The organism is Neisseria sp. P0021.S006 (assembly GCF_051956895.1).
On sequence record NZ_JBQCWZ010001022.1, the window covers coordinates 1 to 527 of the forward strand.

At 53.5% G+C, this 527-nt stretch carries 1 protein-coding gene; it reads left to right on the plus strand.

The window, feature by feature from the left end:
• On the plus strand, nucleotides 1-527 hold a 527-nt coding region (gene galE / locus ACTHUM_RS18505), incomplete at both ends, for a UDP-glucose 4-epimerase GalE (RefSeq protein WP_440403752.1).

A 527-nucleotide genomic window follows, 5' to 3' on the forward strand; every position in this document is an offset into this window, starting at 1 on the left:
GCTTGAAGGCCGTCGGTGAAAGCGTGGCCGAACCAATGAAATACTACGACAACAATGTGTCGGGCAGCTTGGTTTTGGCTGAAGAAATGGCGCGTGCCGGCGTATTTAAGATTGTGTTCAGCTCATCTGCTACGGTTTACGGCGATCCGGGTAAAGTACCTTATACGGAAGATATGCAACCGGGGGATACGACCAGCCCTTACGGTACGTCCAAGTCTATGGTGGAGCGCATTTTGACGGATATCCAAAAGGCCGATCCGCGCTGGAGCGTGATTTTGTTGCGCTATTTCAACCCTATCGGTGCGCATGAAAGCGGTTTGATCGGCGAGCAGCCAAACGGTATCCCAAACAATCTGCTGCCTTATATCTGCCAAGTGGCTTCAGGCAAGCTGCCGCAATTGTCGGTTTTCGGCGATGACTACCCTACCCCAGACGGTACGGGTATGCGCGACTATATCCATGTGATGGATTTGGCGGAAGGCCATGTGGCGGCCATGCAGGCGAAAAGCGATGTGTCGGGCGTACAC